The organism is Mycolicibacter sinensis (genome assembly GCF_001673565.1).
Taxonomy (GTDB): domain Bacteria; phylum Actinomycetota; class Actinomycetes; order Mycobacteriales; family Mycobacteriaceae; genus Mycobacterium; species Mycobacterium sinense_C.
On the sequence record NZ_LZMF01000018.1, the window covers coordinates 36,056 to 52,683 of the forward strand.

Genomic DNA, 16,628 nt, shown 5'->3' on the forward strand with positions numbered 1-16,628 from the left:
GGTCTGCGCATTCCCGGGCTCAGCCGGCTCGACGCCTGGGCCACCGACGCCGGGTTCGCTGCCGGCTGGATGATGGTGCGTGCACTGCCGGAATTCGTCGCCCGCAACGCCTTCGACGCCGGTGCGTTGTTCGCGGCGCGCAGCGGTGGCCCCGAGCAGTTGCGCAAGAATCTGGCTCGCGTACTGGGGGTGGCCCCGGCCGAGGTGCCCTCGGCGCTGATGCGGGCCTCGCTGGCGTCCTACGCCCGGTATTGGCGCGAGGCGTTCCGGCTGCCCACCATGGATCACGCCAAGTTGGCGGCGCAGCTGCAGGAATCGGTGCGGGGCCACGAGAACATCGAGGCCGCGCTGCGCGCCGGGCGTGGCGCGGTGCTGGCCTTGCCGCACAGCGGCAACTGGGACATGGCCGGGGTGTGGCTGGCCCAGACGCACGGCGGGTTCACCACGGTCGCCGAACGGCTCAAACCCGAGTCGCTGTACCGGCGCTTCCTCGACTTCCGGGAGAGTCTGGGCTTCGAAGTGCTGCCGTTGTCCGGTGGCGAGCGGCCCCCGCTCGAGGTACTGGCCGAGCGCCTGACCGGCAACGGGCTGGTCTGCCTGATGGCCGACCGCGACCTGACCCGAAGCGGGGTGCCGGTCGACTTCTTCGGTGCGACCACCCGGATGCCGGCCGGCTCGGCCAAACTCGCGATCCAAACCGGTGCCGCACTGCTGCCGGTGCACTGCTGGTTCGAGGGCGCGGGCTGGGGCATCCGGATTCACCCGCCGCTCGACTGCGCAGGCGGTGATGTCGGGGTGATCACCCAGGCGCTGGCCGACAGGTTCGCCGAGGGCATCGCCGCCTACCCCGAAGACTGGCACATGATGCAGCCGCAGTGGGTGGCCGACCTTACCGAATCCCGGCGGGCGCGGCTGGGGGAGAGCTGATGCGGATCGGCATCGTCTGCCCCTACTCGTTCGACGTGCCGGGCGGGGTGCAGGCTCACGTCCTGCAGTTGGCCGAGGTGCTGCGGGCCCGCGGGCACGAGGTCAGCGTGCTGGCGCCGGCCTCGCCGCACGTGGAGTTGCCCGACTACGTCGTCTCCGCCGGCAAGGCCCTCGGGATCCCCTACAACGGGTCGGTGGCCCGGCTGCAGTTCAGCCCGGCCGCGCATCGCAAGGTCAAGAAATGGCTCATGCAAGGGGATTTCGACGTGTTGCACCTGCACGAGCCGAACGCCCCCAGCCTGTCGATGCTGGCGCTGAACGTGGCCGAAGGCCCGATCGTGGCCACCTTTCACACCTCGACCACCAAATCGTTGACGCTGAGCGTGGCCCAGGGCTTGCTGCGGCCGATGCACGAGAAGATCATCGGCCGCATCGCGGTGTCGGACCTGGCCCGCCGCTGGCAGATGGAGGCGCTGGGATCCGACGCCGTAGAGATCCCCAACGGGGTCGACGTGGCCGCGTTCGCCACCGCGCAGCCATTGGCCGGTTACCCGCGGGCCGGGCGCACGGTGCTGTTCCTGGGCCGCTACGACGAACCCCGCAAGGGGATGGCCGTGCTGCTGGGTGCGCTGCCTGCGCTGGTCGAGAAGTTCGCCGACGTGGAGGTATTGGTCGTCGGCCGCGGTGATGAAGCCGAATTGTCCAGCAACGCAGGCGCATTGGCCGGCCACCTGCGATTTCTGGGGCAAGTCGACGACGCCGAGAAGGCGTCGGCGCTGCGCAGCGCCGACGTGTACTGTGCGCCGAACACCGGTGGCGAGAGCTTCGGCATCGTGCTTGCCGAGGCGATGGCCGCCGGGGCCGCGGTGGTCGCCAGTGACCTGGACGCGTTCCGCCGGGTGTTGTGCGACGGCGAGGCGGGCCGGCTGGTGCCCGTCGATGACCACGAGGCCCTGGCCGCCGCCCTGATCGAGGTGCTCGAGGACGACGCGCTGCGGGCGTCCTATGTGGCGGCGGGCCGCGAGGCGGTACGCCGCTTTGACTGGTCGGTGGTGGCCGACCAGATCATCCGGGTCTACGAGACGGTCGCCGGCGCCGGCCGCAAGGTCTCGGTGGGCGACTGATGGGTCCGACGATCGTCGGCACCGTGCTGGTGCTGATCGCCGTGGCAGTGCTGGCCGCCGCGGTGGGCTGGGCGTATCAGACCGCCAACCGGCTCAACCGGCTGCACGTGCGCTGCGAGCTGTCCTGGCAGGCGCTGGACGGGGCGCTGGCGCGTCGTGCGGTGGTGGCCCGGGCCGTCGCGATCGAGGCCTACGGCGGCGCGGTGGCCGGGCGCCGGCTGGCGGCCCTGGCCGATGTCGCCGAGCGGTCCACGCGAGACGCTCGCGAGACGGCCGAGAACGCGTTGTCGGCCGAACTGGCGATGGTCGAACCCGCGTCGTTGCCGCCGGCGATGGTCGCCGAGCTGGCCGACGCCGAAGCCCGGGTGCTGCTGGCCCGCCGGTTCCACAACGACGCGGTCCGCGACACGGTGGCACTGCGCGAGCGGCCGCTGGTGCGGGCCTTGCATTTGGGCGGAACCGCACCGATGCCAACGTATTTCGAGATCCTCGAACGAGCGGGCCTGCAGGGGCACGGCGATCAGGGCGTGCTGGAACCGCGTGTTTCGGCGCGGGTGGTGTTGCTCGACGAGACCGGGTCGGTGCTGCTGCTGCGCGGCCGCGACCCGGCCCTGCCGGACGACGACGCCGCGAACCCGGCGCCACGCTGGTGGTTCACCATCGGCGGCCAGGTATTGCCCGACGAGCCGCTGGCCGAGGCGGCGGCCCGGGAACTGGCCGAGGAGACCGGTCTGAAGGTCGACCCCGGCGAGCTGGTCGGGCCGATCTGGCGCCGCGACGCCATCTTCGAGTTCAACGGCGAACGGCTCGACAGCCAGGAGTTCTTCTTCGCTTACCGCACCGGCCGGTTCGAGCCGTCGGGCGCCGGCCGGACCGGGCTGGAGCAGCGCTACCTGCAGGGCCACCGCTGGTGCGACGCCCCCGCGATCGCGGAGCTGGCCGCCGGCGGTGAGAAGGTCTATCCGCTGCAGCTGGGCGAGCGGCTCGCCGAGGCGGCCCGGCTGGCCGACGCTGTCGGCTCGACTCCGGACGTCCGCCGGATCACCTGACCGCGGCGGGTTGATCCGCCTAGCCTGGACAGGTGAATCCCAAGGCATCCCATCGCGCCGTTCAGGTACCGTCCGTTGGCGCGCCACTGACCCTGGTCGACGTCGAGACTCCCGCACCGGGGCCCGATCAGGTCCGGATCGCCGTCGCTGCCTGCGGTGTCTGCGGTACCGATCAGGGCATCGTCAACGGCGGGTTTCCCGGCCTGAGCTGGCCGTTGACCCCCGGGCACGAAATCGCCGGCACCATCGCCGAAGTCGGTGCGGGCGTGGCGGGCTGGGAGGTGGGCGACCGGGTCGCGGTGGGCTGGTTCGGCGGTCACTGCAACCGCTGTATCCCTTGTCGCAAAGGCGATTTCATCCACTGCGCCAACGGGCAGGTGCCCAGCTGGCATTACCCGGGCGGATACGCCGAGTCGGTGACCGTCCCGGCCAACGCACTGGCGCGGATCCCCGCTGAGCTGTCCTTCGCCGAGGCGGCGCCGATGGGGTGTGCCGGGGTGACCACGTACCACGCGCTGCGGTCGACGCAGGCGCAGCCGGGGGACCGGGTCGCGGTGCTGGGTCTGGGCGGTCTGGGCCACCTGGGCGTGCAGTTCGCCGCCGCGATGGGATTCGAGACGATCGCGATCGCGCGCGGAGCCGCCCGCGCCGACGACGCCCGGGATCTCGGCGCCCAGCACTACATCGACTCGACCGCCGGGGATGTCAGCCAGGCGATGCAGACGCTCGGGGGTGCGGCGGTGGTGCTGGCCACCGCGGCCAACTCGGCGGCGATGGCCGCCACCCTCGGCGGGCTGCAGCCGCGCGGGGAGCTCGTCATCATCGGGGTCAGCGCCGAACCGCTCCCGATCGCCCCGGTGCAGTTGATCGGGCCGGGACTCAGCATCGTCGGTCACCCGTCAGGCACCGCCCGCGACGTCGAGGAGACCATGGCTTTCGCGGTGCTGTCCGGGGTGCGGGCCCGTATCGAAGAACGGCCGCTGGCTCAGGCCGCGGAGGCCTACGCCGCCATGGCAGACGGCCGGGCTCACTACCGCATGGTGCTGACCATGTGATCTTTCTCCGGCGAGCCCCGTTTTCACGGCGCTGGACCAGCGAGGGCGAAAATCGGCTGGCGGGCGCCCACTACACTTGATCGGATATCACGAGCGAGGAGAAGCATTCAGTGGACAGCGCGGCGCAGAACGGCTCGGCGGCAGCCGGCGGGCAGACCGGGACGGCGCGGGTCAAGCGCGGCATGGCCGAGATGCTCAAGGGCGGCGTCATCATGGACGTCGTCACCCCGGAGCAGGCCCGCATCGCCGAGGGGGCCGGCGCCGTCGCGGTGATGGCGCTGGAGCGAGTGCCCGCCGACATCCGTGCCCAAGGCGGGGTGTCGCGGATGAGCGACCCGGACATGATCGAGAGCATCATCGCCGCAGTCACCATCCCGGTGATGGCCAAGGCACGCATCGGGCACTTCGTCGAAGCGCAGATCCTGCAGAGCCTCGGGGTGGACTACGTCGACGAGTCGGAGGTGCTCACCCCGGCCGACTACAGCCACCACATCGACAAGTGGCAGTTCACCGTGCCGTTCGTGTGCGGGGCGACCAACCTGGGCGAGGCGCTGCGCCGCATCACCGAGGGTGCGGCGATGATCCGCTCCAAGGGTGAGGCCGGAACCGGGGACGTCTCCAACGCCACCACCCACATGCGTGCCATCGGCGGCGAGATCCGCCGGCTGACATCGCTGTCGGAAGACGAACTATTCGTCGCCGCAAAGGAACTGCAGGCACCCTACGAACTGGTCGCCGAGGTCGCCAAGGCCGGCAAGCTGCCGGTGACGCTGTTCACCGCCGGGGGCATCGCCACGCCCGCCGACGCGGCGATGATGATGCAGCTCGGAGCCGAGGGCGTGTTCGTCGGCTCCGGCATCTTCAAGTCCGGTGATCCGGCGGCGCGCGCGGCGGCCATCGTCAAAGCCACCACCTTCTACGACGACCCCGACGTGCTGGCCCGGGTGTCGCGCGGGCTGGGCGAGGCGATGGTCGGCATCAACGTGGAGGACATCGCAGCGCCGCACCGGCTGGCCGAGCGCGGCTGGTAACAGGCGGTGTCCCCGCGGCCCTCGACGTCATCGAGGAGCACGCTGAACAAGAAGGGGGACAACGCATGACGATCCTGACCGAGTCCTACACGCTGTCCAACGGCGTCACGATCCCCAAGCTGGGCCTGGGCACCTGGTTCATCGACGACGACCGTGCCGCGCAGGCGGTCCGGGACGCCGTGGAGATCGGGTACCGAAACATCGACACCGCGCAGGCCTACGGCAACGAGCGCGGCGTGGGGGAGGGCGTGCGCACCGCCGGCATCGCCCGTGCGGAGCTGTTCGTCTCGACGAAGCTCGCCGCGGAGATCAAGGACTACGACGAGGCCGTGGCAGCGATCGACGGTTCGCTGGTGAAGCTGGGCCTGGACTACGTCGACCTGATGCTCATCCACAGCCCGCAGCCCTGGAACGACTTCCGCGGTGGCGATTACGCCGAGGGCAACCGCGCGGCCTGGCGGGCCCTCGAGGAGGCTCATACCGCGGGCCGGCTCCGCTCGATCGGGGTGTCGAACTTCCTGCAGTCCGATCTGGAGAACATCCTCGGCAGCTGCACCGTGGTTCCGCACGTGAACCAGCTGCTCGCCCACGTCGGAAACACCCCGTCCGAGCTCATCGCCTACTGCGAAGGCAAGGGCATCCTCGTCGAGGCGTACTCGCCGATCGCGCACGGGGAGATGCTGAAGAATCCGGATGTCGCGGCGATTGCCGAGAAGTACCGCGTGAGCGTTCCGCAGCTGTGCATCCGCTACACCTTGCAGCTGGGCGCCGTGTCGCTGCCGAAGACGGCCAACCCCGAGCACATGCGCTCCAACGCCGAGGTGGATTTCGTCATCTCCGACGATGACATGGCCGTACTGCGGGATCTGCGCGCACGCGACTACGGCGAGCACAGCGTCTTCCCGGTCTTCGCCGGGAAGTAGCCCGGGAGACCGCCCGCCGCGCCGGCGGGCGCGGCGCGGCTGGTAAGAACGTTTCGTGGCGATCGAAGAGATCCTCGATCTCGAACAACTCGAGGTCAACATCTACCGCGGGAGTGTGTTCAGCCCGCTCTCCGCTGACCATCAGCGCACCTTCGGCGGGCATGTCGCCGGTCAGGCACTGGTGTCGGCGGTGCGCACCGTGGACCCGCGCTTCCGGGTCCACTCGCTGCACGGCTACTTCCTGCGGCCCGGCGATGCCCGGGCGCCCACGGTATTCATCGTCGAGCGGGTGCGCGACGGCGGTTCGTTCTGTACCCGGCGGGTCAACGCGGTGCAGCACGGCGAGACCATCTTCAACATGTCGGCGTCGTTCCAGACCGAGCAACGCGGCATCGGGCACCAGGATGTGATGCCCGACGCGCCCGACCCCAAGGATCTGCCCGACATCGCCAGCATGAAGGCGTTCGACGACGCGGGCTTCAAGGCCTTCGCCGAGTGGGACCTGCGCAAGGTGCCGCGCGAGGCGTTGCCGCACATTCCGGGGAAGGTGGCCGAGCAGCAGGTGTGGTTCCGCCACCGCGACCGGTTGCCCGACGACCCGGTGCTGCACATCTGCGCGCTGGCCTACATGAGCGACCTGACTTTGTTGGGCACCTCCTGGTCGATTCACCCAGGCGAACGCGACCTGCTGCAGGTGGCCTCGCTCGACCATGCGATGTGGTTCATGCGCCCCTTCCGGGCCGACGAATGGCTGCTCTATGACCAGTCCTCGCCGTCTGCGGGGGCCGGCCGGGCGCTGACCCAGGGCAAGATCTACAACCGATCCGGCGACATGGTGGCCGCCGTCATGCAAGAGGGGCTGACCCGCTACCCGTCCGGGTACCACCCGACCGGCCAGTGAGCAGCCCGCGCATCGGCGTGCTCGCCTTGCAGGGCGACGTCCGCGAGCACCTTGGGGCACTGCGTGCCGTCGGCGCCGACCCGGTGCCGGTGCGCCGTCGGGCGGAACTCGACGCCGTCGACGCCCTGCTGATTCCCGGTGGGGAGTCGACCACGATGAGCCACTTGCTGCGCGAGCTGGAGCTGACCGATCCGCTGCGGGCCCGCCTGGCCGCCGGGATGCCGGCCTACGGGTCCTGCGCGGGCATGATTCTGCTGGCGACCGAGATCGTCGACGCCGGCGCCGAGGGGCGCGCCGCAATCCCGCTGGGCGGAGTCGATATGACGGTGCGGCGCAACGCTTTCGGCCGGCAGGTTGATTCCTTCGAGGGCGACGTGGCGTTCGCCGGCTTGGACGATCCGGTGCATGCGGTATTCATCCGGGCACCCTGGGTGGAGCGGGTCGGGCCCGGCGTTCAGGTGCTCGCGGAGGCCGCTGGGCACCCGGTCGCGGTGCGCCACGGCGGGGTGCTGGCCACCTCGTTTCACCCCGAAGTGACCGGCGATCGCCGCATCCACCGGTTGTTCCTCGACATCGTCAACGAACACCGCTGAGTGCCTGGCCGGCAGGCCGTTTCTGCGCGCTCGCGAGCGGGTATCTCGCCCGCCATGACCGCCGGAGCCGCCGACCGCCAACAGCGCCTGTCGCACCGCATCGACACGCTCAACCGGACCGATCCGCAGTTTCGGGCCGCAGCGCCCTCGCCGGAGATCACCGACGCCGCTCACCGGTCTGGACTACGGCTCTGGGAGGTCATCGACACCTACCTGGGTGGCTACGCCGACCGCCCGGCGCTGGGCCAGCGGGCCCGCGAAGTCACCCGCGACGAGGCCACCGGCCGCAACACCACCACGCTGCTGGCCGGCTTCGACACCATCACCTACCGGCAGCTCGGCGACCGGGTCGCCGGTCTGGCCACGGCCTGGCAGTCGGTGGTACCCGGATTCGGCCAAGGCGAGCGGGTGGCGGTGCTCGGCTTCACCAGCATCGGCTACGCGGTGATCACGCTGGCCTGCGCGCGCTCAGGCGCGGTGTTCGTGCCGCTGCAAACCAGCTCGACCGCCGCCCAGCTGGCGCCCATCGTCGCCGAGACCGAGCCGCACATCTTCGCCACCAGCATCGAATCGCTGGACACCGCGGTCGACGTGGCGCTCGGGTCACAGTCGATCCAACGGCTGGTGGTGTTCGACTACAACGTCGCCGATGACGACCAGCGAGAGCGCTACCAGGCCGGTATCGCCCGTCTGGTCGCCGCCGGGCGGGCCCTGGACGTGGTGCCGTTGCTCAACGACCTGGAGACCGGCAGCGCCCTGCCGCGGGCTCCGGCGTTCGTCCCGGCCGGCGAGGACAATCCGCTGGCCACCCTGATCTACACCTCGGGCAGTACCGGCACCCCCAAGGGCGCCATGTACACCACCGACATGATGACCCGCATCTGGCAGCGGCCCCGCGGCCCGTCGGTGGATGTGGGCCAGCCGATCCCGGCGATCCACCTGCAGTACATGCCGCTGTCGCACGTGTTCGGTCTGGAATGGCTGATCGCCACCCTGGCCGCCGGCGGCACCGGCTATTTCGCCGCCAAGAGTGACATGTCCACCCTGTTCGACGACATCGCGCTGGTACGGCCCACCGGGCTCAATCTCGTTCCGCGGGTGTGCGACATGATCTACCGGCGCTACCGCAAGGAACTCGACCAGCGGCCCACCGATGGACGCAGCGCCGGCGAGGTGGACGCCGAGGTGAAAACCGAACTGCGCGAAGAGTTTCTGGGTGGGCGGGTGATCTCGGCGATGTGCGGCAGCGCGCCGCTGTCGAAAACCGTGCACGCCTTCATGGAATCCATGCTCGACATCGCCGTCAGCGACGGTTACGGTTCCACCGAGACCGGCGGCGGCATCATGCGCAACGGGATCGTCAAACGTCCGCCGGTGACCGACTACAAGCTGGTCGACGTCCCCGAGCTGCAGTACTTCACCACCGACCAGCCGAATCCGCGCGGCGAGCTCTACCTCAAGTCGGAACTGCTGATTCCGGGCTATTACCGCCATCCCGAACTGACCGCACAGATCTTCGACGACGACGGCTACTACAAGACCGGCGACATCATGGCCGAGATCGGGCCCGATCACCTGGTGTATCTGGACCGCGCCAACAACGTCATCAAGCTCTCGCAGGGCGAGTTCGTGGCGGTGTCCAAACTGGAAGCCACCTATTCCACCAGCCCCTATATCCGGCAGATCTTCCTCTACGGCTCCAGCGAGCAGCCGTTTCTGCTCGCGGTGATCGTGCCCAACACCGACGCCGTCGGTGCGGCTGACGCGCACGCGCTGATCGCGCAGTCGCTGCAACAGATCGCCGCCGACGCCACGCTGAACGCCTATGAGATTCCACGGGATTTCCTGCTCGAAACGAGTCCGTTCACCCGCGACAACGGACTGCTGTCCGGGGTCGGCAAGCTGCTGCGACCGGCGCTGACCGCACGCTACGGCGAGCAGCTCAAAGCCCGCTACGACCAGCTCGCGGCCGGCCAGGACGACCAGCTCGACCGGCTGCGGGCCGAGGCGGGCCAGCGGCCGACGATCGACACGGTGCGGCGCGCCGCGGCGGCCACCCTTGGTCTGTCCGCCGACGACGCGGCGTTCGAAGCAGGCGCGAAATTCATTGACCTGGGTGGTGATTCACTTTCGGCGTTTTCCTTCGCCACCCTGCTGGAGGGGATCTTCGCCATCGACGTGCCGGTGCAGACCATCGTCAGCCCCACCGCGACGCTGGCCAACATCGCCGGTTACATTGACGGCGAACGTGATTCGAGACACGGCACCCGTCCGACGTTCGCCTCGGTGCACGGGCGCGGCGCCACCGTGGCCCGGGCGACCGACTTGAGGTTGGACAAGTTCATCGACGCCGGCACGCTGGCCGCCGCGCCCGGACTGGCCGCGCCGACCGGTGCGGCCAACACCGTCCTGCTCACCGGCGCCAACGGCTACCTCGGTCGATTCTTGTGCCTGGAGTGGCTGCAACGGCTGGCGCCGCGCAACGGCAAGCTGATCTGCATTGTCCGCGGCGCCGACCCGGACGCAGCCCGGCAACGCATCGAGGCGGCCATCGACACCGGCGACGACGAGCTGTGCGCCCACTTCGCCGCGCTGGCCGATCAGCACCTGGAGGTGCTGGCCGGGGATCTGGCCGCGGAGAATCTGGGGCTGGACACCGCCACCTGGACCCGGCTGGCCGGTTCGGTGGATCAGATCGTGCACGCCGCGGCGATGGTCAACCACGTTCTGCCGTACAGCCAGCTGTTCGGCCCCAACGCGGTGGGCACCGGCGAGATCATCAAACTGGCCCTGAGCACCCGCCTCAAGCCGGTCACCTACCTGTCCACGGTCGCGGTGACCGCGCTGCCCGACGGCGGTTTCGTCGGTGAGGACGTCGACGTGCGGCAGGCCAGTGCGTCGCGGTCGCTGCACAGCTCCTACGCCGGGGGCTATGCCACCAGCAAATGGGCCGGGGAGGTGCTGCTGGCCGAGGGGCATGAGCTGGCCGGGCTTCCGGTGGCGGTGTTCCGTTCGGACATGATCCTGGCGCACAGCCATTTTTCCGGGCAGCTCAACGTCACCGACATGTTCACCCGGCTGATCTTGAGCCTGCTGGCCACCGGGATCGCGCCGCGCTCGTTCTATCAACTCGATGCTGCCGGCAACCGGCAGCGCGCCCACTACGACGGGCTGCCCGCTGATTTCACCGCCGAGGCGATCACCACCCTCGGTGAGCGCAGCACCGTCGGGTTTCACACCTACAACGTGCTCAACACCTACGACGACGGCATCTCCCTGGACACGTTCGTCGACTGGCTGATCGATGACGGCCAGCGCATCGAGCGGATCGACGACTACTCCGATTGGCTGGCCCGCTTTCAAGCCGCGATGCAGGCGCTGCCCGAGGACGAGCGCAAGAACTCGGTGTTGCCGCTGCTGGACGCTTATGCCCGCCCGGCACCGGCGTCGGGCCGCCATGCGCCCACCGAGAAGTTCCGCGCCGCGGTGCAACGGGCCGAAATCGGCGAGGGCAGCGACGTGCCGCACCTCAGCGAGGCGCTGATCCTCAAGTACGTCGCCGACCTGCGCCACCTCGGCCTGCTGGGTGTGCACGCCGCGTAGACTCGTCAGGCTGACTTTGCGAGCGAGAAAACGAGGTAGTGCATGAGCGGCCATTCCAAGTGGGCCACCACCAAGCACAAGAAGGCCGTCATCGACGCCCGCCGCGGCAAGAACTTCGCCCGGTTGATCAAGAACATCGAGGTCGCGGCCCGGGTTGGCGGCGGCGACCCGTCGGGCAACCCCACGTTGTACGACGCCATCCAGAAGGCCAAGAAGAACTCGGTGCCCAACGACAACATCGAGCGGGCCCGCAAGCGTGGCGCCGGTGAGGAAGCCGGTGGCGCGGACTACCAGACCATCACCTATGAGGGCTATGGGCCCAACGGGGTGGCGGTGCTCATCGAGTGCCTGACCGACAACCGCAACCGCGCTGCCAGCGAGGTGCGGGTGGCGATGACCCGCAACGGTGGCCAGATGGCCGACCCGGGCTCGGTCGCCTACCTGTTCAGCCGCAAGGGGACGGTCACCCTGGACAAGAACGGGCTGACCGAGGACGACGTGCTGGTGGCGGTGCTGGATGCCGGCGCCGAGGACGTCAACGACCTGGGGGAGAGCTTCGAGGTGATCTCCGAGCCGGGCGACCTGGTGGCGGTGCGTACCGCTCTGGTTGACGCCGGCATCGACTACGACTCGGCCGAGGCCAGCTTCCAGCCGTCGGTCAGCGTCCCGGTGGACGTCGAGGGCGCACGCAAGGTGTTCAAGCTGGTCGAGGCGCTCGAAGACAGCGATGACGTACAGAACGTCTGGACCAACGTCGATCTGTCCGACGAGGTGCTGGCAGCGCTCGAAGCCGAGTAGCGCCCCCGCGTGTCCTACCGCGCGGTGTCGGTCCCAACCGCTACTGTTCGAACAGATGTTCACTACGGTAGGGAGCGTGCGGTGCGGGTGATGGGTGTCGACCCCGGGCTGACCCGCTGCGGGTTGTCGGTGGTCGAGGGCGGCCGGGGGCGCCAGGTGACCGCCTTGGACGTCGACGTGGTCCGCACGCCGGCCGATCAGCCCCTGCCGCAGCGGTTGCTGACGATCAGTGACACCGCCGAGCACTGGCTCGATACCCACCGCCCCGACGTCGTCGCCGTCGAGCGGGTGTTCTCCCAGCAGAACGTCTCCACCGTGATGGGCACCGCCCAGGCCGGTGGGGTGATCGCGCTGGCTGCCGCCCGCCGCGGCATCGATGTGCATTTCCACACGCCCAGTGAGGTCAAGGCCGCGGTGACCGGCAACGGCACGGCCGACAAGGCGCAGGTCACCGCGATGGTCACCAGAATCCTTGGGCTGCAGCAGAAGCCGACGCCCGCCGACGCGGCGGACGCGCTGGCGCTGGCGATCTGTCACTGCTGGCGCGCCCCGATGATCGCCCGGATGGCGGCCGCCGAGGCGCTGGCCGCCGAAGCGCGGCGCCGCTACACCGCCAAACTCAAGGCGGCGCGGGCATGATCTCTTCGGTGCGCGGTGAGGTCATCGACATCGCACTCGATCATGTGGTGGTCGAGGCGGCCGGGGTCGGCTACAAAGTGATGGCCACCCCGGCGACGCTGTCGACGGTGCGCCGCGGCAGCGAATCGCGGTTGATCACCGCGATGATCGTGCGTGAGGATTCCATGACGCTGTACGGCTTCCCCGACGCCGACGCGCGTGATCTGTTCCTGACGTTGATCGGGGTGTCGGGAATCGGGCCCAAGATCGCACTGGCCGCGCTGGCGGTCTATGACGCGGCCGCGCTGCGCCGGGTGCTGGCCGACTCCGACGTCACGGCGCTGACCCGGGTGCCCGGCATCGGTAAGCGTGGGGCCGAGCGCCTGGTGCTGGAACTGCGCGACAAGATCGGGCCGGTGGCAGCAGCAGAGGGTGCCGTCTTCAACGGTCATGCCGTGCGCGCCCCGGTCATCGAAGCCCTTGTCGGCCTTGGTTTTGCCGCCAAGCAGGCCGAGGAGGCCACCGACAAGGTGCTCGCCGAGGATCCCGACGCCAACACCTCTGACGTACTGCGGACCGCGCTGAGCCGGCTGGGAAAGACCAAGTGAGCGAACCCGACGACGCAGATGCCCGCGAGGTGTCCCCGGCGCTGACGGTCGGTGAGGGCGATATCGACGCCGGCCTGCGCCCACGCAGCCTGGCGGAGTTCATCGGCCAGCCCCGGGTGCGCGAGCAGTTGCAGCTGGTGATCGAGGGCGCCAAGAACCGCGGCGGTACACCGGATCACATCCTGCTGTCCGGCCCGCCCGGCCTGGGCAAGACGTCGCTGGCGATGATCATCGCCAGCGAACTGGGCAGCTCCTTGCGGGTGACCTCGGGGCCCGCGCTGGAACGGGCCGGAGATCTCGCGGCGATGCTGTCGAATCTGGTCGAGCACGATGTGCTGTTCATCGACGAGATCCACCGCATCGCCCGGCCCGCCGAAGAGATGCTGTACCTGGCCATGGAGGACTTCCGGGTCGACGTCGTGGTCGGCAAAGGTCCAGGGGCGACATCGATTCCGCTGGAAGTGGCACCGTTCACCCTGGTCGGGGCGACCACTCGCTCCGGCGCGCTGACCGGCCCGCTGCGGGACCGGTTCGGCTTCACCGCGCACATGGATTTCTACGAGCCGGCCGAACTGCAGCGGGTGCTGACGCGCTCGGCGGCGATCCTGGGCGTCGAGCTCGGGGCCGAAGCGGCCGCCGAGGTCGCACGCCGATCCCGTGGCACCCCGCGGATCGCCAACCGATTGCTGCGCCGGGTACGCGACTACGCCGAGGTGCGCGCCGACGGGGTGATCACCCGCGACGTGGCCAAGGCCGCCTTGGCCGTTTACGACGTCGACGAGCTGGGTCTGGACCGCCTCGACCGGGCGGTGCTGTCGGCGTTGACCCGAAGTTTCGGCGGCGGGCCGGTCGGCGTTTCCACCCTGGCGGTGGCGGTGGGGGAGGAGGCGGCCACCGTCGAGGAGGTCTGCGAGCCGTTCCTGGTGCGCGCCGGGATGGTTGCCCGCACCCCGCGGGGCCGCGTCGCGACCCCGGCGGCCTGGACGCACCTGGGCATGGTGCCGCCGGCCGGCGCGGCGGGACTGGGGCAACAAGGGCTGTTCGAGTAGGCCCTACAGCTTGGCGAGTTCGCCGGCCAGCACGTCCAAGCCCTCGGTGAGCAACTCGTCAGTGATGGTCAACGGCGGCAACAGGCGCAACACGTTGCCGAACGTGCCGCAGGTCAACACGATCACGCCGGCCCGATGACACGCCGCCGCCAGCGCTTGGGTCAGCGCCGGATCCGGTTCGGCGCTGCCGGACCGCACCAACTCGACGGCGATCATGGCGCCGCGGCCGCGGACGTCGCCGATGCGGTCGTCATCAGCCTGCAGCCGGCCCAGGCGCTCGAAGACCACCCGCTCGATCTGCCGGGCCCGCCCGACCAGGTCGTCGGCCTCGACGGTAGCCAGCGCCCCCAGTGCCGCCGCGCATGCCACCGGGTTGCCCCCGAACGTCCCGCCCAGGCCGCTGACCTGGGGGGCGTCCATGATCTCGGCGCGGCCGGTGACCGCCGACAGCGGGAGCCCCCCGCCGATGCCCTTGGCGGTGCAGATCAGGTCGGGCTCGATGGGTTCGTGCTCGCAGGCGAACATCGCGCCGGTGCGCGCGAAGCCGGTCTGCACCTCGTCGGCGATGAACACCACGTCGTTGTCGCGGCACCAGGCCAGCACCGCGGGCAGGAAACCCGGTGCCGGAACGATGAATCCGCCCTCGCCCTGGATCGGTTCGATGACCAGCGCGGCCAGGTTGTGGGCGCCGATCTGGTTCTCCAGGACACCGATGGTGCGCTCGGCGGCCCGCTCGCCGTCGCTGCCCAGCTCCTTGTCGATCAGGCCGTCCCGGTAGGGGTAGGACGTCGGTGCGCGGTAGACGTCGGGTGCGAACGGCCCGAAGCCGCTCTTGTAGGGCATCGACTTGGCCGTCAGCGCCATGGTCAGGTTGGTCCGGCCGTGGTAGCCGTGGTCGAACGCCACCACCGCGGACTTACGGGTGTAGGACCGAGCGATCTTGACGGCGTTCTCCAAAGCTTCCGCGCCGGAGTTCAGCAGCACCGAGCGCTTCTCGAACCTGCCCGGGGTGAGCCGGTTGAGTGCTTCGGCGACGGCCACATACCCCTCGTAGGGCGTCACCATGAAGCAGGTGTGGGTGAACTCGCCGACCTGCTGGCGTACCCCGTCCACCACGCGCGGTGCGGCATTGCCGACGGTCGTCACCGCGATACCCGAGCCCAGATCGATCAGCCGGTTGCCGTCGACGTCCTCGACGATGCCCCCTGCGGCGCGCGCCGCGTAGACCGGCAACGTGCTGGCCACCCCGCGTGCCACGGCCGCCGCGCGGCGCCCGGCCATCCGCACCGAGCCGGGGCCCGGGATCTCGGTGGCCAGGTGACGGCTCTGCGGCAGCGGCGGCACAGACATGGCGGGTCTCCTCAGCGGCCGCGGTTCAGACTTGGCCGAGCGGGCGGCAGGCGTTGCCGAAGGGGTTCCACCACTCCCCGGCCGGGCAGTCCAGCGGTGTCGGGCCCTGACCGAGAGGCATGCAGGTGTTGGTGCTGGGCTCCCAATACTGGCCGCCGGGGCAGTCCAGCGGTGTCGGGCCCTGACCGAGGGGCATGCAGGTGTTGGTGCTGGGCTCCCAGTACTGACCGCCCGGGCAGTCCAGTGGTGCCGCCGAGCCGATGGCGGGCGCTGCGATCGCTCCTAGCGCCAGGGGAGCCGCCGCTAACGCCACCGCGGTAGCCAGACCGCACGCAAAGCTTCTCATCGGCCAACCTTCCCTCAAGAATCCTGACCCCCGATTTCCCCCACAGCCTAAGGGGCCAACTGCGGTCCCGGCGTCGAGTCGCGCCACACAATGGCAGACTGTTGTCATCACAGCGGCCCGTCACATCTGGTCGGGTGCCGAAATCCAGTACGAACAAGTTGAAAGATCGGTTGTCGTCATGAACAGCATGGTTGCCTTCCTGCCGCTATTCATCGTCATGGGCGCGTTCATGTTCTTCGCCTCGCGGCGGCAGAAGCGCGCGATGCAAGCCACCATCGACCTGCACGAGTCGCTGCGGGTGGGGGACCGGGTCCACACCACCTCCGGGATGGAGGCCTCGATCACCGGTATCACCGACGACACCGTGGATCTGGAGATCTCGCCCGGTGTGGTGACCACCTGGATGAAGCTGGCGATCCGGGACAAGATCGAGCCGGAAGAGCTCACCGCTGACGCCGCGGTCGAACAGGCCACCGAAGACGCCTAGCGGCGATCGCGAGCACGACGCGCGGAACGCCCGCCCAACGACCGAGCCCGCCAGCCGGGCACGTACCCTTTTGCGGGTGCAGTCGAACTGATCGTCGCGAGCTGGCCCCCCGCGGAGCAGCCCCGACGATCGCGAGAGCGCATCGTGCAATGAGCGAAGGAGACTC

At 69.5% G+C, this 16,628-nt stretch carries 16 protein-coding genes; 14 read left to right on the top strand and 2 right to left on the bottom strand.

The features are described from left to right. Positions 1-3: 3 nt before the first annotated feature. The 13 genes from A5648_RS03290 to ruvB all read left to right on the top strand — a co-directional run bounded on the left by A5648_RS03290 (position 4) and on the right by ruvB (position 14,279). Positions 4-927 (top strand): phosphatidylinositol mannoside acyltransferase, encoded by a 924-nt coding sequence (locus A5648_RS03290; RefSeq protein ID WP_234787274.1) that lies wholly within the window; start codon positions 4-6, stop codon positions 925-927. Further along, entirely contained in the window at positions 927-2,051 is a 1,125-nt protein-coding gene (locus A5648_RS03295; protein ID WP_065023177.1) for a glycosyltransferase family 4 protein, read from the top strand. Before A5648_RS03290 ends, A5648_RS03295 begins: the two co-directional genes overlap by 1 nt. Further along, positions 2,051-3,100, top strand: a complete 1,050-nt coding sequence (locus A5648_RS03300) for an NUDIX hydrolase (protein WP_065023178.1) — start codon at positions 2,051-2,053, stop codon at positions 3,098-3,100. Before A5648_RS03295 ends, A5648_RS03300 begins: the two co-directional genes overlap by 1 nt. A 32-nt stretch (positions 3,101-3,132) precedes the next feature. Continuing rightward, entirely contained in the window at positions 3,133-4,155 is a 1,023-nt protein-coding gene (locus A5648_RS03305) for an alcohol dehydrogenase catalytic domain-containing protein (RefSeq protein WP_065023179.1), read from the top strand. Positions 4,156-4,265: 110 nt separating this feature from the next. After that, positions 4,266-5,186: a pyridoxal 5'-phosphate synthase lyase subunit PdxS gene (gene pdxS / locus A5648_RS03310; RefSeq protein ID WP_065023180.1), complete on the top strand. Its 921-nt coding sequence runs from the start codon at positions 4,266-4,268 to the stop codon at positions 5,184-5,186. A gap of 65 nt (positions 5,187-5,251) precedes the next feature. Continuing rightward, on the top strand, positions 5,252-6,109 hold the full coding sequence (locus tag A5648_RS03315; RefSeq protein WP_065023181.1) for an aldo/keto reductase: 858 nt from the start codon (positions 5,252-5,254) through the stop codon (positions 6,107-6,109). A gap of 55 nt (positions 6,110-6,164) precedes the next feature. Continuing rightward, positions 6,165-7,010 (top strand): acyl-CoA thioesterase II, encoded by an 846-nt coding sequence (tesB, locus tag A5648_RS03320; RefSeq protein ID WP_065023182.1) that lies wholly within the window; start codon positions 6,165-6,167, stop codon positions 7,008-7,010. Then, positions 7,007-7,603, top strand: coding sequence for a pyridoxal 5'-phosphate synthase glutaminase subunit PdxT (gene pdxT, locus A5648_RS03325; protein WP_065023183.1), 597 nt, complete (start codon positions 7,007-7,009; stop codon positions 7,601-7,603). The genes tesB and pdxT overlap by 4 nt, the downstream gene beginning before the upstream one ends. 54 nt (positions 7,604-7,657) lie before the next feature. Further along, positions 7,658-11,206: a carboxylic acid reductase gene (car, locus tag A5648_RS03330; RefSeq protein ID WP_065023184.1), complete on the top strand. Its 3,549-nt coding sequence runs from the start codon at positions 7,658-7,660 to the stop codon at positions 11,204-11,206. A gap of 42 nt (positions 11,207-11,248) precedes the next feature. Next, a complete protein-coding gene (locus tag A5648_RS03335; RefSeq protein WP_064853591.1) occupies positions 11,249-12,004 on the top strand; it encodes a YebC/PmpR family DNA-binding transcriptional regulator in 756 nt (251 codons plus the stop codon). A gap of 81 nt (positions 12,005-12,085) precedes the next feature. After that, positions 12,086-12,643, top strand: a complete 558-nt coding sequence (gene ruvC / locus A5648_RS03340) for a crossover junction endodeoxyribonuclease RuvC (protein WP_065023185.1) — start codon at positions 12,086-12,088, stop codon at positions 12,641-12,643. Further along, positions 12,640-13,230, top strand: a complete 591-nt coding sequence (gene ruvA / locus A5648_RS03345) for a Holliday junction branch migration protein RuvA (RefSeq protein WP_065023186.1) — start codon at positions 12,640-12,642, stop codon at positions 13,228-13,230. Before ruvC ends, ruvA begins: the two co-directional genes overlap by 4 nt. Next, on the top strand, positions 13,227-14,279 hold the full coding sequence (ruvB, locus tag A5648_RS03350; protein WP_065023187.1) for a Holliday junction branch migration DNA helicase RuvB: 1,053 nt from the start codon (positions 13,227-13,229) through the stop codon (positions 14,277-14,279). Before ruvA ends, ruvB begins: the two co-directional genes overlap by 4 nt. Before the next feature lie 3 nt (positions 14,280-14,282). Here ruvB and gabT read toward each other — a convergent pair whose 3' ends face one another. Further along, entirely contained in the window at positions 14,283-15,623 is a 1,341-nt protein-coding gene (gabT, locus tag A5648_RS03355) for a 4-aminobutyrate--2-oxoglutarate transaminase (protein ID WP_109470668.1), read from the bottom strand. A 31-nt stretch (positions 15,624-15,654) separates the two neighbouring features. Continuing rightward, positions 15,655-15,975 (bottom strand): hypothetical protein, encoded by a 321-nt coding sequence (locus A5648_RS22355; RefSeq protein ID WP_082947012.1) that lies wholly within the window; start codon positions 15,973-15,975, stop codon positions 15,655-15,657. Positions 15,976-16,153: 178 nt separating this feature from the next. Between A5648_RS22355 and yajC the strand changes: the two genes are divergently transcribed. Then, on the top strand, positions 16,154-16,462 hold the full coding sequence (gene yajC, locus A5648_RS03360; protein ID WP_065023189.1) for a preprotein translocase subunit YajC: 309 nt from the start codon (positions 16,154-16,156) through the stop codon (positions 16,460-16,462). The last annotated feature ends 166 nt before the right edge of the window (positions 16,463-16,628 follow it).

What these genes read in the sequence shown, in the direction of transcription:
- A5648_RS03295 (WP_065023177.1), top strand. Translation starts at nt 927, where the DNA reads ATGCGGATCGGCATCGTCTGCCCCTACTCGTTCGACGTGCCGGGCGGG.
- A5648_RS03300 (WP_065023178.1), top strand. Translation starts at nt 2,051, where the DNA reads ATGGGTCCGACGATCGTCGGCACCGTGCTGGTGCTGATCGCCGTGGCA.
- A5648_RS03315 (WP_065023181.1), top strand. Translation starts at nt 5,252, where the DNA reads ATGACGATCCTGACCGAGTCCTACACGCTGTCCAACGGCGTCACGATC.
- car (WP_065023184.1), top strand. Translation starts at nt 7,658, where the DNA reads ATGACCGCCGGAGCCGCCGACCGCCAACAGCGCCTGTCGCACCGCATC.
- A5648_RS03335 (WP_064853591.1), top strand. Translation starts at nt 11,249, where the DNA reads ATGAGCGGCCATTCCAAGTGGGCCACCACCAAGCACAAGAAGGCCGTC.
- ruvA (WP_065023186.1), top strand. Translation starts at nt 12,640, where the DNA reads ATGATCTCTTCGGTGCGCGGTGAGGTCATCGACATCGCACTCGATCAT.
- A5648_RS22355 (WP_082947012.1), bottom strand. Translation starts at nt 15,975, where the DNA reads ATGAGAAGCTTTGCGTGCGGTCTGGCTACCGCGGTGGCGTTAGCGGCG.
- yajC (WP_065023189.1), top strand. Translation starts at nt 16,154, where the DNA reads ATGAACAGCATGGTTGCCTTCCTGCCGCTATTCATCGTCATGGGCGCG.